The following is a 14,048-nucleotide window of genomic DNA, read 5'->3' on the forward strand; positions in this document are numbered from 1 at the left end:
GAGTGAGGCAGTTGTTTAATCCTCTCATTCTCCTGAACGCCGAAAGTGGTGCAGGTCTGACGGAACGGCTCACTTTTTTCGGGAGACTATATGGTCTGGATTCCAATCCTGAAACCGGTATGTGGTATTTATTCATTACAATTTTTGTCTTGTGTGCTATCGTATATCAATTGGGATTTGCCCGCAAAGTTAAGCTGTGGCAAACAGTTGTTATTTATATACTGATGTTTTTCGGTGTAATATTTCTGACCTTTTTCGGTGCGTTTTATCCCGTGGCTGAATGTTTAATTGTTATTGCAATCATACTCGCAGGCTACAGATACAGACTGCATAAGGAAAGAAAAGAAGGCAACATTGCACAGCCGAAAGGCCCGCCGGTTAAATAGAAAATCCGCGAACTTATGATGTGCACCCCTAAAGTTGAACTCCAAATTCAACTTTAGGGGTGCTTTTCTATGTCTAAAAGATATTCAATAGAATTAAAAATGAAAGTAATTAATGAGTATTTAACTGGTGACGATGGCTTCAGAATATTAGAAGCCAAATATAATATCAATCGCAGTTTAATCAGGACATGGCTCTATCAGTTTAAAAATAATGGTGTTCAAGGGTTGACCGCTGGGATGACGAGATCAGCTTATTCTAAATCGTTTAAGTTAACAGTACTACAACACCGTTTAGAACATCAGTTATCCTATCGAGAAACGGCTGAAATTTTTGATATACCGAATCTTTCCCTCATTGCGCAGTGGCAGAGCAAATATAATCAGTATGGTATTCTGGGTCTAGAAACTAAACCGAAAGGCAGGCCCTCTAAATCGATGAAGAAGAAGCCATCTAAACAGAAACGAAATAAATCAGAGACTTTGAATGAAACCGAACGTGAAGAGCTGGAACGTTTAAGAGTAGAAAATCGTAAACTTGAGGTGGCCATTGCACTAGAAAAAAAGTTACAATCCTTAGCTCGAGACAAACGAACAAAGAAATAGTCAGAGCGATAATAGAGTTAAGGGAAACAGGTCTCTATATGCTTAAAGAGTTACTTGAGGCCGCGCAAATCGCTAAAAGTGTATTTAAGTATTGGAATGACCGTTTACCTGAAGAAAATAATAAAGATACTGAGCTCGTCCAAGCCATCAAGGATATTGTGACTGAAAGTCACCGCAGATACGGTTATCGTCGGGTCTGCTTGGCGTTGAAAAAAAGAGGTATCATTGTAAATCACAAGAAAGTACTACGCTTGATGCGGCAGTATCAATTGCTTTGCGTAAAGTTTAAACATAGAAATCGTCAATATAAATCCTATAAAGGAACAGTCGGTAAAATTGCTAAAAACAAACTGTCTCGCCGATTTAAAACCGATCGCCCGTATCAAAAAGTGTTGACCGACGTGACTCAATTCAATATTTCAGCATCAGGAGAAAAACTTTACTTGTCACCGTTTATGGATGTTTTCAGTGGAGAAATACTGTCTTACAGAATCAGTCCGGCACCGACGCTCGATATCGCTGTAAAACCTTTAGAGGAATTGATTGAACAAAGACCAGAATTAGACTATCGAATGACCGTCCATTCGGATCAGGGTTGGCACTACCAGCATAAAAAATGGGTGAGACATCTTAAAAGAAATAAAACATTTCAAAGTATGTCTCGAAAAGGAAACTGCTTAGATAATTCTCCAATGGAGAACTTCTTTGGGCTGCTTAAACAGGAAATGTTTTATGGACAACAGTTCATAACATATGCAGAGCTTGAATCTGCGATTCATCAATATATTGATTTCTATAATAATGATAGAATTAAAACAAAATTAAAAGGCATGTCTCCTGTAAATTACAGGAAACATACCTTTAATAAAATAGCTTAATCAAAAAGTTCAACTTTTTGGGTTCACTACATTAAAGTTCGCGGATTTTTTTATTTAAATTCTATTTTGGTAACATAAACGAGACGATCCTGTTCAACGCCGTCGTCGCCGACAACCAGCAAATCAAATAAACCATCTTCGTGCAGGCGTTTGCCATTATTAGAAAAATGGGCATAGAATGTTTCGCGGTCTTTGTATTGAAGTTCTGTTTCACCGTCGTTATGTACAAACACAATCTTCGCATCTTCATCTTCATAAGCTTCTGCATATTCTAGAAAAGGTGCTAAACCGATAACGAAAGAACTTTCGAGCAGTTCTCTTTTTTTATGTTTCTTTTCAGATTTAAGCGTGGGCGGCTTTGTTTCTCCTTCAATAATTTGACGGTTCCATTCGGTTTCGTCATTGAATGTAATCTCTTCTCCGTCTTCCTTTTGTGCCAGTAAATCTTCTAATTTGATTTTACGGTCATCGAATATCCAGGTCGAAGGATCAAGAGTAATCTGGTACCGTACATTTCCAGTAAGTTGAATTATCATTAATATCGCTCCCTTTGCTTAGAAATTATAGCAAAGTTTACGATAAAATTATACAATGGAGTAGTAAACATTTACTATTGCATCTTCGGATGTTGCTTGCTTTTTTACGATTGTTAGGATAAAATTTTATGAAGAGTAAATGAGGGGGGAACCGCGTGTCTGCTGAAAAACAACTGAGCAAACTTGCTTATAATCAATTGGATAAAGACGCTGACAGAATTCTCCAGCTAATCGAAGTTCAAATGGAAAATTTAACGATGCCCCAGTGCCCTGTGTTTGAAGAAGTGCTGGATACACAAATGTTCGGCTTATCGAAAGAAATAAATTTTGCAGTAAGACTTGGTTTAGTTGATGCACAAGACGGCCGTGATATTCTGGATCACCTTGAAGTTGAAGTATCCAAAGTACACGAAGCATATATGGAAAAAGAAAAGAATCAAGTCTAAAGAATATTTCTTTAGACTTTTTTAAATGAGGGAACAGCCGTGCAATTTATAAGAAATTTCTTCAACTATGTTAAGTCGTATTCCAAATACGTGGATTTTTTAATACTAATCGCATATGTTGCACTGTCACTCATTGGACTTGTTATGGTTTACAGTGCGAGTATGGTGCCCGCGCAGATGAACGAGGGCAACTCTGAATACTATTACATTAGACACCTGATGTTTATTTTGCTTGGTTTTAGCATCGTCTTTTTTATGACGTATTTTATGAGCGGAAACTTTTTTAAAATGAAGGGTGTCCAGCTCATTATGCTGGCGGGAATTGTACTGCTGCTTTTAATTACAATGTTTTTCGGTACGGAAATCAACGGGCAGCGTAACTGGATCAGAATCGGCGGATTCGGCCTGCAATCTTCCGAATTTTTTAAAGTCACAGCAATTTTGTATCTGGCTTACATATACTCGAAACGTGAAAAACGTATCGACAGCGACGAATTGACAAGTATTATTCCGCTTGTATTCATACTGGTTATCTCCGGTATGGTTATGATTAATGACTTCGGTACCTGGATGGTTACTGCTGCGATTATTCTCAGTATGTTTTTATATATCCGCATCCCGCTTAAAGTCATAGGCTGGGCAATGGCACTCGGCACGGCGACACTCGGTGTCATCGCCGGGATACTTTATCTGGTTAACGGCTCAGTGCTGTCGCCGTATCAGATGCACCGTATTGAAACATTTTTCCATCCGTTTAATGATCCGATGGGAACAGGTTACCAGCTGACGAACTCGCTTATTGCGATTTCACACGGCGGGCTGTTTGGTACAGGTATCGGCAATGGTATAATTAAACTCGGTTATCTGCCTGAACCGCATACAGACTTTATCATGGCAGTTATCGCTGAAGAACTCGGGCTCGTGGGTGTACTGCTTGTCGTAATATTGTATTTGATTATTATCGTCAAAGCATTGATGTACGCCCACCGGTCGACCGACACGTTTTACAGGATTATATGTATCGGGGTGGCCATGTATATTACGGTCCAGGTATTTATAAATGTCGGCGGAATCTCAAAAATTATTCCGCTGACGGGAGTGCCGCTGCCATTCCTAAGCTACGGGGGATCATCCTTCCTCAGTGTATCGATTGCGGTTGGACTGCTCACCATTGCAGCGAAACACGTTAAACAGAAAGAAATTGAACTGAAAAATAAATACTGACAGTAAACCCTCCGGTCTTAAGTCCGGAGGGTTTGTTAATTTATATTCTTATTTCTTTTGTGATTTCCTGTCCATTTGATTTTGAGTCACCGGCCAGGATCTCTTGCCGTCGTCGACTTCGAATTCCATATTCACGTCGGTAACATGACTTTGCTTCATTATCAGCGCCTCAATGTCATCGCGGAGTTCATTCGTGTAGGCAACGGTCAGATCGGGAGCGATCTCAGCGATGACTTCCACGTGCAGAGCATCTCCTTCTTTCAGCACGATGAGTTTTTGAATATCTTTAACTTCATCGTTTTTCAGAACGATTTGTGAAATGCGCTGTTCCATATGAGGGTCGCTTTCTCCGAGCACACCCGCTGCATTTTCCATAAATACTCTGTAGACGATGTAGAACATCATGAGACCGATTAAGACCGATGCAATTCCTTCCGCCTGCAGAAGTCCTGTAAACCGTCCGATTAGTATAGCGATAATTGCGAGGAAGGCTCCGGCAGTTGCTACAGTATCTTCTAAAAATACAAGTTTAGTTGCAGGTTTTGCACTGTTGATATGCTTGTAGCTTAAAGTCAGCGGTTTAAGACCGTCAAACGGCTGACCCGCCTGCTGCAGCAATTCTTTGCCGGCTTTATAAAGAACACTTCCTTCCAGCATCATTGAGATTGCGAGAACGCCAATATTTACTAGCAGCAGAGTGGTTTCGGTCTGTGCAGGGAGAGGTTCGATTATATGATGTATGCCTTCCTTTACAGTTTCGTAAGAGAGTATCGCTACGATAATTATCGCAAACAGACAGACGAGGTTCACCAGTCTACCAAAGCCGAATGGAAACCTTTTAGTCGGTGCTTTTTTTGAAAGGCTTGAACCGGTAAAAACAAAAAGCTGGTTCACGCCGTCTCCGAAAGAGTGCATCATCTCGGCGAACATGGCAACATTGGCCGTGAATAGAAATGCAAGACCTTTCAGACCTGCCAGAATAAAATTTACAACAGCTGCAGTAAGCGAGGCCATACTGCCTTGTTTAAGTAATGCAAATATATCTTTCAATGCACAGCCTCTCCTTTCATCAAATATAAGTATTAATAATATGAATACCCGAAATGCAGCGTGTATATGTCACAGAATAAAAAAATCCCACCAGCCGTAATGGCTGGCGGAATTTAAATCTGCTTATTATTTTTAATCTTTATTTCTCGATAACAGCATAATGAAGTAGCAGAGCACTCCGAACAAGAGAGTAATAAACAGTGCGTGGAATAGTGCAATGAAAATATTTACCATTGTAAATACAGACAGCATGCCTGTAATCACCTGCAGAATCAGCAGTACAAATGCAGTAATCCAGCATTTTTTAATAAGCGGAGAATCACTGTATTTACGCAGTACATGGATGAGTATAAGCAGCATCCATATTGCGAGTATGCCGACTAAAAATCTGTGTCCCATCTGGACCGACTGATAAAAGTTCTCAGGCATTATTTCGCCCGGCATACAGTGCGGCCATTCAGTACATGCAAGCGAAGAGTCAGTGTGTCTGACTAATGCTCCGCTGTAAATAACAATATATATGTAAATTGTTATCAGTATCGTGTTATATCTTAAAAATGGACTGACATAAATTTTACGTTCATGCTGTCCGTGTGAGACTTCAAAAATAAGCAGTGTTAAAAGAAATACTGCAGCGAAGCAAATTAATGAAATACCAAAATGAGCTGCGAGGACGAAGTCGCCTTCCCAGATGCCGATTACAGCTGCTGCACCAATCAATGACTGGATCAGTATAAAGCTCAGTGACAGGTAAATAAGGAATTTAGCTTCCCGGACATGTCCAATCTGTTTCCAGGCCATGTATCCCAGTATTAATAGGAAGATAATAGCAACACCTGAAACTCCGCGGTGTGCGAGCTCGATAATTGTATCGAGCGGCCAGTCTTTTGGAATGAGCTGCCCGTGACAAAGCGGCCAGGTCTCTCCGCAGCCGTCTTCGGAACCGGTTTTTGTAACAAGTGCGCCGCCGATCTGGACAAAGACCATAATCAGTGTCGTAATAATCGCTACAATTTTTAAATTTCTGTACAAATAGAACACCTCTAATAATCGCGTTTCTGTTCGCTATACAAATAATAAATATATATTAGAATACCGTTCTTTGCAATGTGCAAAGTTTTGAATAGCTCTTAACAATTTATAAAACTATGGTAAAATTAACTAGTGTAGAGATTCATACCATACTCATCTGAGTATAAAACAGATTCCGTATCATAATGAGGCATATTGATGAATAATTCATGAACAATGCAAAAAGTAACATTTTTATTTCAAATATGTATAGAAAATGTGACCGGGATAATCTATTATTAAAGATAAATGTGTTTGTTTATGAAAGGGGGCGTATAGATGCACAGTGATGTATACCAGCAAGAGGTACATCAAACGGCACGCAGTAAAAAACTGAAAGCAGTTAAAACACTCATCAAGGATGGCATAATTAAAGCGAACTTAATACCTGCGTTTGCAGCGGGCTTTCTTGCTGTTATGTATTATAGCATTTCGTTTTTCGAAGCGATTCCTGTCATGCTGTTGATGCTCCTAGGTACTACACTAGTCATCGGAGGCGTTTGTGCCCTTAACAATTTCTATGACAGAGATATTGACCGGCTGATGAAATCGAAACAGGCAAGACCGAGTATTGATGGAACATTTTCAGGCAAAGAAATTCTTGCAATCGGATTTACGATGCTGGGATTTGGCCTCGCAATGCTGTTTTTAATCAATACGACTGTCGGAGTTCTAGGGTTAACCGCAGCATTCGGTTACGCAGTTGTATATTCCATTTTTGCCAAACGACATCTTGTCTCAAACACAATTATAGGGGCAATCCCCGGAGCAATGCCTCCGCTAATTGGCTGGGCAGTTTTTGAACCCAATCTACATATATTAGCGTGGTCGATGTTCCTCGTAATGTTCTTATGGCAAATGCCTCACTTCTATGCACTGGCTATAAGACGGAGCGATGAATACAAAGAGGCGGGTATTCCAATGCTGCCTTCTGTGAAAGGGAATGTTCGCACTAGAAACTCGATTATTTTTTGGGTGTCACTTCTTTTGTTCACACCACTTATGATGTTTGAACTTGGTACGTGGTTTGTTGCATTGACAGCCGCACTTAATGTGGTCTGGTTTTATTTAAGTGTTAATCAGTTCAAACGGATTACGGACTATAATCGCTATGCCGGGCGAATATTTGTCTTTTCACTCAACTACGTCGTGATATTTTTCGTCATGATTATCGTAGCCGGCTTACTTGTGAATATTTAAAAAGTAAATGAATGAAAGAGGGGTCTAACAATGAATTTAAGTTTTCTTAAAGGTAAGGCATTATTATTAGTTTCTGCTCTTACTCTTTTCCTTGCCGGTTGCGGTACGAATGAATTAAGTACCTTAAGACCTGCAGGGGAAGTCGGACGCGAACAGTTCAATTTAATGATTTTATCAATCATCATTATGCTGCTTGTTATCGCAGTAGTTGTTGTCTTGTTCACAATCGCAGTAACGAAGAGCCGCAGAAGTAAAAAAGGTGAGGATTTCGAACCGAAAGAAGTTGCAGGTAACCACACGCTTGAAGTTATCTGGACATCGATTCCAATTCTTCTGCTTATTGTATTAGCAATTCCAACAGTATATTTTGTATTTAAACAGGCAGATACTGAAGCTATGACAGATGCTGACGGCAATGTAAACGCCGAAGAAACAGTAATTAACGTCAGAGCATACCAGTACTGGTGGGAATTTGAATATCCAAACGAAGAAGTTGTTACAGCTCAGGAACTCGTAGTTCCTACTGACCAAAAAGTTTACTTCAACCTGCAGGGTGCGGATGTTAAACACTCATTCTGGGTGCCGGCAGCCGGAGGTAAAATGGATACCAACATCGATGGTATCAACAGTTTCTATTTAGTCTTTGACGACGATAAAGCCCAGGATGCAGACCGTTTATTCTACGGTAAATGTGCTGAGCTTTGCGGACCATCGCACGCATTGATGGACTTTAAAGTAAAAGCCTTGCCTGAAGAAGAGTACGATCAGTGGCTTGCAGATATGAAAGCAGTCGAAGAACCTGTACAGGCTTCGTCTGAAGATGCACAGCGCGGTGAGGAGATTTTCAATAACTCATGTATGGGCTGTCACGCAGCTACACCGACAAGTCCGGGAGCTATGGGTCCTAACTTAACGAACTTCGGTGACCGTGAGTTAATCGCAGGTTATTTAGAACATGACCAGGAAAATCTTGAAGCATGGATTAAAGATCCTGAGTCATTTAAACCGGATAACAAAATGGCAGGCACTTACGAATTAACTGACGAAGAAATAGAAGCAGTAGCATCTTACTTAATGGAGCTTAAGGTTGAAGAAGGTTCCGGCGATGTGTCGCAATTAAGAGAACCTGCTGCCGATGAAGAGTCAGAAGAGGGGGGTAACTAGCAATGTCCGAAGCAACAGCAAAAAAACGTGGTTTTGGTGCAACGATTTGGGAATACATGACAACCGTTGACCATAAGAAAATTGGTATTCTGTACTTGATTGCTGGGGGATTATTCTTCGCAATGGGCGGTATAGAAGCAATGCTTATTCGTCTTCAGCTGGCAGTGCCGAACAACGACTTCCTTTCAGCAGGTCTGTTTAACGAAGTTATTACGATGCACGGTACAACAATGATATTCTTAGCAGCGATGCCGCTATTATTCGCGTTTATGAACGTTATAGTACCACTTCAAATTGGTGCACGTGACATGGCTTTCCCATTCATGAACGCACTGGGTGTCTGGTTGTTTATCCTGGGTGGTATCTTCCTTAACTTATCATGGTTCATGGGCGGAGCACCGGATGCGGGCTGGACAAGCTACGCATCACTGTCAATTGCATCACCTGGCCACGGTATTGATTTCTATGCATTGGGTCTGCAAATTACCGGAGCAGGAACATTGATGACAGGAATCAACTTTGTAACAACTATTATTACGATGAGAGCACCAGGTATGACATATATGAGAATGCCGCTCTTTACATGGACTGCACTTGTTGCAGGTGTTCTGATCGTCTTTGCATTCCCGCCGTTAACAGTAGGTCTTTTCCTGTTAATCTTTGACCGTATGTTCGGTTCCAACTTCTTCCTTGTAGAAGCTGGAGGTAACACGATTATCTGGGAACACTTATTCTGGATCTTCGGTCACCCGGAAGTTTACATTCTAATCCTTCCGGCGTTCGGGATATTCTCTGAAATATTCGCAACATTTGCTCGTAAACGCTTATTTGGTTATTCAGCAATGGTATTCGCAACAGTGCTTATCGGTTTCTTCGGATTCATGGTATGGGCACACCACATGTTTACAGTTGGTCTCGGGCCGACAGCCAACGCAATTTTCGCCTTGGCAACAATGGCAATCGCAGTACCGACAGGTATTAAAATATTTAACTGGATCTTTACAATCTGGGGCGGAAGCATAGAGTTTACAACACCTATGATGTACGCACTTGCATTTATTCCTTCATTCGTTATGGGTGGGGTAACAGGAATTATGCAGGCAGTTGCTCCAGCTGACTACCAGTACCATGACTCATACTTTATCGTAGCCCACTTCCACTATGTAATCGTCGGCGGGGTAGTGTTCGCCTTACTTGCAGGACTTCACTACTACTGGCCGGTAATATTCGGCACGATGCTGAGTGATAAACTTGGTAAAGTAGAATTCTGGCTGTTCTTTGTAGGTTTCCACCTGACATTCCTGATCCAGCACTTCTTAGGACTATGGGGAATGCCGCGCCGGGTATTCACTTACCTCGACGGACAGGGCTATAATGCAGCAAACTTAATATCAACCATCGGTGCTCTCTTGATGGCAGCAGCGGTTATTGTTTTAGTGATTAACATCATCATGACAGTTGCTAAAAATCAAAAAGTGGGCCGCGACCCTTGGGGCGACGGACGTACACTTGAGTGGTCAATACCGCTTCCAGTACCGTATTACAACTATGCACAGATTCCTTTAGTACGCGGACTTGATGCATTCTGGATTGAGAAAAAAGAAGGTAACGGAAAAATGCTTCCGGCGGAATCGGTTGAAGATTTCCATATGCCGAACAACTCAATCATTCCGTTTGTAATGTCACTTGGTCTGTTCATCGCTTCATTCGGTGCTCTGTACTTTGCTTCAGGTAAAGAATGGGCAATCGATGCAGTAGCAGATTTACCAGTAAAACCATGGGCATTCTGGTTACTTGTAATCGGACTTGCAATTACATTTATCTCAATGATTACACGTTCATTTAAAGATGACCTTGGCTACTATGTAACGAAAGAAGAAATATTAAGAGATCTTGAAGAAGAGGAAAGGGGTGCTAAGTAATGGCTGAAATGAAATATAATGTCCCTAACGAACAGTGGCCTGAGCACCCGGAGACAGCAACACACGAAGGTAGAAATAAATTCGTCGGTTTCTGGACTTTCTTAGCAGGAGAGACAGTATTATTCGCATCATTATTCGCAACTTACATGGCATTGAAAGACAGCGTGCCAAGTTCGGATCATATGCTTGCAGCTGATTTGTTCCACCTTGAACTTGCATTTGTCATGACGATGTTATTACTTACATCGTCCCTGACGAGTGTATACGCGGTGTATCACATGCGTAATAATAACTTCAGTAAAATGCAGTTATGGCTAGCTATTACAGTACTTCTTGGTGCAGGATTCTTAGCACTTGAAATTTACGAGTTCTATGAATATGTTCACCTTGGACATACTTTCAGATCCAGCGCCTTCGGTAGTGCATTCTATATTCTGATCGGTACTCACGGTTTCCACGTAATTATCGGTCTGATCTGGATTACAGGTCTGATTATCCGTAACGCAACGCGCGGTTTATCAGTATATACAGCAGCTAAAGTGAATACAGCAGCGCTGTACTGGCACTTCATCGACGTTGTGTGGGTATTCATCTTCACAATCGTTTACTTGTTAGGAGTGATATAAATGGCTGATTTACAAGAGAAACCAATGACAGAAACTCAGCTGAGAAATCTTCGACGCCAGCGTACAAAAGAAATGCGCCTGCAGCTTACAGGATTTTCATTTATGATTTTTTTAACATTCATAGCATTCGGTATGGTTGCACTGGAATTTGATCCAACGTTCATCATGGGAAGCGTAATGCTGTTCGCATTCATTCAAGTTGTACTGCAGTTCTACTACTTCATGCACATGAAAGATAAAGGGCATGATTTTGCTAAACTGTTTATGATTGTAGGAATGTATTTCGCAATTGCTTTCTGTGTAACATTCATTTATATCGTATGGATCGGGCAGCCGATCTAATACAAAAAGAGATGATCTCGTTCTGAGGTCATCTTTTTTTTGGTCAATAGTTTGTCACTTTGTGTGTTTTTATCGTCTTGAGTTATGATAATAATAAATTTATACTAGAGATAATAAGGTTAAATTTAAGGTGGTAGGTATGGGAAATATAACTTCAATTAAAATTTTCGGTTTTATGGCCAACTGGAGTCCCTTTTTTATGGCTTTCGTTATTCTTGTTACGGCAGTCTTCTTTCTTGTTACCACGAGATGGTATAAGGAATTTGAAGGTGGACGACCGCTGACGAGTCGAGAAGGGGCACTCTTTGCAGTCAATATGATTTTACTGTATGCAATGTACGGCTCGCCAGTCGACTTATTAAGTCATATATTATTTACATTCCACATGGTGCAGATGGCTTTTGTATTATTCTTAATTGCACCGCTGATGTATTTTAGCGTGCCGGCTTATCTGCAGAAATATATCGTTTCATTGCCGGTAATCGGTCCGGTGCTGAGATTAGGTGCGAAAAAACCTTTAATCTCACTGATGCTGCTTATCGCTGCATTTTCAATTTATCATTTACCCGTCGTTATGGATAACTTAAAAATGAGTGCAACTCTTCATACATTAGTACTCGCAGTAATGTTCCTGACAGCTTTAATGGCGTTTTACCCGATGTTCAACAAAGTTGAACCTGAAGAAGAGCATATGGGCGGATTGTTTAAACTGCTTTATATTTTCGGAATCGGAGCTTTTGTTACTCCGGCATGTGCACTGATTATTTTCTCAAGCACACCAATTTATGCTACTTTTACAGAAGGTGAAGCGTGGTTAAGTGCGATGGAGTTATGCGTACCTTCAGGTATTCTTGACAGTATTTCCGGAGCAGGGATGATTTCCGGACCGGAATACTTTACAAATTCAACGCCTTTGAATGACCAGCAGACAGGCGGTATTATAATGAAAGTACTTCAGGAAGTATTTTTCGGAGTAATGCTCGCTCACATATTCTTTAAATGGTTCAATGAAGAACGCAGAGATGCAAATCAGATTACAGAACGTGCCCTGGCAAAAGCACAGGCGCAAAAAGAAATGGACAACCGGTTTAGAGCATAGGAGGAAAAATTTTGGACATATATTTTATCCTGCCCACACTCAGTACATCATTTATCGTACTGAGCGCGATATTTATGGGTATTGGAGTTTATCATATTAAAAAAGGGCACGTGCTGAAGCATGAGAAATTCATGACACTCGCTGCATGGTCGGCGTTAACATTTTTCGTTATTTATATATCGAAAACTGTATTCCTTGGAAACACTCAATTTGGCGGACCTGAATCGCTTGAAATTTACTATGTAATTTTTCTTGTCAGCCATATTATTCTGGCTACTACGGGAGGGATTTTCGGAGGAATCCAAGTGTTCACCGGCAAGAAAAACAAACTGCGCCAGCACAGAAAATTCGGTATGACAGCAGCGACAATCTGGTTCTTCACTGCAGTGACAGGTATCATGGTCTATATCATACTTTATATTTTATATCCGGGCGGAGAAACGACCGGTCTGTGGGATGCAATATTCCATTAGGATTAATAAAAACCTCTTACAGATTACTGTAAGAGGTTTTATTATGTAGCAGCTGCTGTAAATTAAACGCCCGCAACTGCAGTCAGTTCTTTACTGATTGTTCTGATTTTGCTGATCGCATGTTCAACGATGCGTTCAGGGAATACTTCATCGCTGCCGTATTCGATACCAGTCGGGTAGTAATGTTTCCCCATATAAGGATCCATTAACTGTAATGTTGCATTATTTGCACCGACATCACCGTCTACTGCATATCCAGGAAAACGTAAGTAATAAATACCTTCAGGAATTTCGTATTTATAATCGAAAGTCATACGCTCGTAATCCCAACTGCCGCCAAGAACACAACCATTGTGGTTCATAATTTCCTGCAGTGAGCCTTGTGGAATGACTACATTTTCAATACCTGAGTTTTCAAAAACCATCATTTTGCCCCCTATCATTTATCCATTACCCTAATTTTAATCTATTACAATACAGGTTGCAAATGGTATTTATCATATAGTAACAAATGTGTCTATATGATAAAATGGTTAAGGAGAGGTGATTATATGACAGCAATTATGGATTTTGAAATTTTGGATTCACTAGACTCTCTAAACGATATGGTTACTGAGACAGAAGAATATAAAAACTACTGTAATTATAAAGCACTCTTGGATACAGATGATGAAGTCAGAGGCATGATTAAACACTTTGCGCGTTTAAAAGAGAACTTTATCGACGTTGAACGTTTTGGTAAATATCACCCTGATTTCAGCACGAAACGAAAAGAGATCAACCAGTATAAAAAAGCCTTGGACATGCATCCGATTATAATGGAGTACCGGAGAGCGGAATTTCAGCTGCAGTCGCTGCTGGATGAAATACTCTTTATTATAGGGCAGTCAGTCAGTCCCCATGCAAATATCGTCAGCAGTAATCCATTTTTCTCAAACAGTTCAAACAGCGGCTGTGCAACAGGCGGAAGCTGCGGCTGCGCAGGCTAATATAAATTTAACTTCAAAACACGGTTCCTCTTGAGAACT

At 40.7% G+C, this 14,048-nt stretch carries 17 protein-coding genes; 13 read left to right on the forward strand and 4 right to left on the reverse strand.

Annotated features, from left to right (window positions below; genetic code table 11):
* Positions 1 to 11: 11 nt before the first annotated feature.
* The 3 genes from MHH58_RS04270 (at position 12) to MHH58_RS04280 (ending at position 1,867) form a co-directional block, all read left to right on the forward strand.
* Complete coding sequence (locus tag MHH58_RS04270; protein ID WP_228063366.1) at positions 12 to 386, forward strand: YlaH-like family protein; 375 nt, start codon at positions 12 to 14, stop codon at positions 384 to 386.
* A 69-nt stretch (positions 387 to 455) separates the two neighbouring features.
* Positions 456 to 989, forward strand: coding sequence for a transposase (locus MHH58_RS04275; protein WP_341344697.1), 534 nt, complete (start codon positions 456 to 458; stop codon positions 987 to 989).
* An 11-nt stretch (positions 990 to 1,000) separates the two neighbouring features.
* On the forward strand, positions 1,001 to 1,867 hold the full coding sequence (locus tag MHH58_RS04280) for an IS3 family transposase (RefSeq protein WP_341346087.1): 867 nt from the start codon (positions 1,001 to 1,003) through the stop codon (positions 1,865 to 1,867).
* Between the two features lie 50 nt (positions 1,868 to 1,917).
* Here MHH58_RS04280 and MHH58_RS04285 read toward each other — a convergent pair whose 3' ends face one another.
* Positions 1,918 to 2,403 carry a hypothetical protein gene (locus MHH58_RS04285; protein ID WP_341345122.1) on the reverse strand — a complete coding sequence of 162 codons (486 nt, stop codon included), beginning with the start codon at positions 2,401 to 2,403 and terminating at the stop codon, positions 1,918 to 1,920.
* A 155-nt stretch (positions 2,404 to 2,558) separates the two neighbouring features.
* Here MHH58_RS04285 and MHH58_RS04290 point away from each other — a divergent pair, with 155 nt between their 5' ends.
* Entirely contained in the window at positions 2,559 to 2,849 is a 291-nt protein-coding gene (locus tag MHH58_RS04290) for a YlaN family protein (protein WP_115885696.1), read from the forward strand.
* A 39-nt stretch (positions 2,850 to 2,888) separates the two neighbouring features.
* Positions 2,889 to 4,073: an FtsW/RodA/SpoVE family cell cycle protein gene (locus MHH58_RS04295; RefSeq protein ID WP_135095800.1), complete on the forward strand. Its 1,185-nt coding sequence runs from the start codon at positions 2,889 to 2,891 to the stop codon at positions 4,071 to 4,073.
* 48 nt (positions 4,074 to 4,121) lie between these two features.
* Here MHH58_RS04295 and MHH58_RS04300 read toward each other — a convergent pair whose 3' ends face one another.
* Both MHH58_RS04300 and MHH58_RS04305 read right to left on the reverse strand, forming a co-directional pair.
* Entirely contained in the window at positions 4,122 to 5,123 is a 1,002-nt protein-coding gene (locus tag MHH58_RS04300) for a cation diffusion facilitator family transporter (RefSeq protein ID WP_341345123.1), read from the reverse strand.
* A gap of 132 nt (positions 5,124 to 5,255) precedes the next feature.
* Complete coding sequence (locus MHH58_RS04305) at positions 5,256 to 6,155, reverse strand: COX15/CtaA family protein (protein WP_341345124.1); 900 nt, start codon at positions 6,153 to 6,155, stop codon at positions 5,256 to 5,258.
* A 318-nt stretch (positions 6,156 to 6,473) separates the two neighbouring features.
* Between MHH58_RS04305 and cyoE the strand changes: the two genes are divergently transcribed.
* From cyoE to MHH58_RS04340, 7 genes are all read left to right on the forward strand, one after another.
* Positions 6,474 to 7,394: a heme o synthase gene (gene cyoE / locus MHH58_RS04310; RefSeq protein ID WP_341345125.1), complete on the forward strand. Its 921-nt coding sequence runs from the start codon at positions 6,474 to 6,476 to the stop codon at positions 7,392 to 7,394.
* Positions 7,395 to 7,424: 30 nt separating this feature from the next.
* On the forward strand, positions 7,425 to 8,558 hold the full coding sequence (gene coxB / locus MHH58_RS04315; protein ID WP_341345126.1) for a cytochrome c oxidase subunit II: 1,134 nt from the start codon (positions 7,425 to 7,427) through the stop codon (positions 8,556 to 8,558).
* Between the two features lie 2 nt (positions 8,559 to 8,560).
* The gene (locus MHH58_RS04320) at positions 8,561 to 10,480 is read left to right on the forward strand and encodes a cytochrome c oxidase subunit I (RefSeq protein WP_341345127.1); all 1,920 of its coding nucleotides are present in this window, start codon (positions 8,561 to 8,563) and stop codon (positions 10,478 to 10,480) included.
* A complete protein-coding gene (locus tag MHH58_RS04325; RefSeq protein ID WP_135095790.1) occupies positions 10,480 to 11,106 on the forward strand; it encodes a cytochrome (ubi)quinol oxidase subunit III in 627 nt (208 codons plus the stop codon). The genes MHH58_RS04320 and MHH58_RS04325 overlap by 1 nt, the downstream gene beginning before the upstream one ends.
* Positions 11,107 to 11,448 (forward strand): cytochrome C oxidase subunit IV family protein, encoded by a 342-nt coding sequence (locus MHH58_RS04330; RefSeq protein WP_135095788.1) that lies wholly within the window; start codon positions 11,107 to 11,109, stop codon positions 11,446 to 11,448. It begins immediately after the preceding gene.
* A 139-nt stretch (positions 11,449 to 11,587) separates the two neighbouring features.
* Positions 11,588 to 12,547: a cytochrome c oxidase assembly factor CtaG gene (gene ctaG / locus MHH58_RS04335; RefSeq protein ID WP_341345128.1), complete on the forward strand. Its 960-nt coding sequence runs from the start codon at positions 11,588 to 11,590 to the stop codon at positions 12,545 to 12,547.
* 17 nt (positions 12,548 to 12,564) lie between these two features.
* A complete protein-coding gene (locus MHH58_RS04340) occupies positions 12,565 to 13,020 on the forward strand; it encodes a DUF420 domain-containing protein (protein ID WP_369890088.1) in 456 nt (151 codons plus the stop codon).
* Between the two features lie 62 nt (positions 13,021 to 13,082).
* On the opposite strand, the gene MHH58_RS04345 is transcribed toward MHH58_RS04340, so the two are convergent.
* Entirely contained in the window at positions 13,083 to 13,445 is a 363-nt protein-coding gene (locus MHH58_RS04345) for a YugN family protein (RefSeq protein WP_135095783.1), read from the reverse strand.
* A 126-nt stretch (positions 13,446 to 13,571) separates the two neighbouring features.
* Between MHH58_RS04345 and MHH58_RS04350 the strand changes: the two genes are divergently transcribed.
* On the forward strand, positions 13,572 to 14,009 hold the full coding sequence (locus MHH58_RS04350; RefSeq protein WP_341345129.1) for a YlbF family regulator: 438 nt from the start codon (positions 13,572 to 13,574) through the stop codon (positions 14,007 to 14,009).
* Positions 14,010 to 14,048: the final 39 nt, after the last annotated feature.

It is taken from the genome of Jeotgalicoccus sp. FSL K6-3177 (assembly GCF_038050175.1).
In the GTDB taxonomy this organism is placed as follows: domain Bacteria; phylum Bacillota; class Bacilli; order Staphylococcales; family Salinicoccaceae; genus Jeotgalicoccus; species Jeotgalicoccus nanhaiensis.

Excerpts from the sequence above, each read along its gene's own strand:
- MHH58_RS04325 (WP_135095790.1), top strand. The coding sequence starts at position 10,480 with ATGGCTGAAATGAAATATAATGTCCCTAACGAACAGTGGCCTGAGCAC.
- ctaG (WP_341345128.1), top strand. The coding sequence starts at position 11,588 with ATGGGAAATATAACTTCAATTAAAATTTTCGGTTTTATGGCCAACTGG.
- cyoE (WP_341345125.1), top strand. The coding sequence starts at position 6,474 with ATGCACAGTGATGTATACCAGCAAGAGGTACATCAAACGGCACGCAGT.
- MHH58_RS04285 (WP_341345122.1), bottom strand. The coding sequence starts at position 2,403 with ATGATAATTCAACTTACTGGAAATGTACGGTACCAGATTACTCTTGAT.
- MHH58_RS04330 (WP_135095788.1), top strand. The coding sequence starts at position 11,107 with ATGGCTGATTTACAAGAGAAACCAATGACAGAAACTCAGCTGAGAAAT.
- MHH58_RS04350 (WP_341345129.1), top strand. The coding sequence starts at position 13,572 with ATGACAGCAATTATGGATTTTGAAATTTTGGATTCACTAGACTCTCTA.
- coxB (WP_341345126.1), top strand. The coding sequence starts at position 7,425 with ATGAATTTAAGTTTTCTTAAAGGTAAGGCATTATTATTAGTTTCTGCT.
- MHH58_RS04345 (WP_135095783.1), bottom strand. The coding sequence starts at position 13,445 with ATGGTTTTTGAAAACTCAGGTATTGAAAATGTAGTCATTCCACAAGGC.
- MHH58_RS04275 (WP_341344697.1), top strand. The coding sequence starts at position 456 with ATGTCTAAAAGATATTCAATAGAATTAAAAATGAAAGTAATTAATGAG.
- MHH58_RS04320 (WP_341345127.1), top strand. The coding sequence starts at position 8,561 with ATGTCCGAAGCAACAGCAAAAAAACGTGGTTTTGGTGCAACGATTTGG.